Genomic DNA, 730 nt, shown 5'->3' on the forward strand with positions numbered 1-730 from the left:
CAGATGCTCTAACCAGCTGAGCTAAGAAGGAGTCTGGTCTTTCCGAAAACGTGTCTGGTTGTATTCCTAAGAACATAATGCCTTATTCGTTTTGGGACTGCAATATTAGGGATTTTAATTATATCATACAATATTAGAAGCTATAATTTGAGATATTTTTTTTTAGAAGAACCTATTAATCCTGTCATTCAGATCATAAGAGATATTAATCGAACCAATAGATCTCACTCTATTGGCCAAATCATACTCAATCGATACTGCCCCTAAACTTCCGGCTCCTACCGGCTGCATTAAGGATAACCAAAAGATAACACAGCTACACCAGAGACTTAAAATCAATTGCTTTGCTTTGCAACAACAACAACAAGACATCTTATATGGAAAACAAAGCAATCAAAATCACCCCCGATCTGCAAGTGTTCATCGACAAATTCGAACCCAACAAATTCAAGGTAATGACCAAAGGCATCGAGATTAGAGGCATTAACGATATGCATCGCAACATCAGACAAGCTAAGGATATCATTGAAAGACTTGAATTGAGCCTTATCGTATCTCACAACGCCGAAATGCTAAGTTATGGTGGATTTGAAGTGAACAACATTTAAGAATTCTGCCAGCCCCAAAATTCCAATTTTCCTGAAAATCAAAAAGCCTTCCAGTTTTCACTGAAAGGCTTTTTGTAATCTGCTCCCTCTGCTGGGCTCGAACCAGCGACCCTCTGATTAAC

At 38.5% G+C, this 730-nt stretch carries 1 protein-coding gene; it reads left to right on the forward strand.

Features of this window, described 5'->3' with window-relative positions; all coding sequences use genetic code 11:
• The first annotated feature begins 377 nt into the window (after window positions 1-377).
• Window positions 378-608: a hypothetical protein gene (locus J1905_RS23525; RefSeq protein WP_214229630.1), complete on the forward strand. Its 231-nt coding sequence runs from the start codon at window positions 378-380 to the stop codon at window positions 606-608.
• Window positions 609-730: the final 122 nt, after the last annotated feature.

The sequence above is a fragment of the Pedobacter sp. B4-66 genome (assembly GCF_018492665.1).
Taxonomy (GTDB): Bacteria; Bacteroidota; Bacteroidia; order Sphingobacteriales; family Sphingobacteriaceae; genus Pedobacter.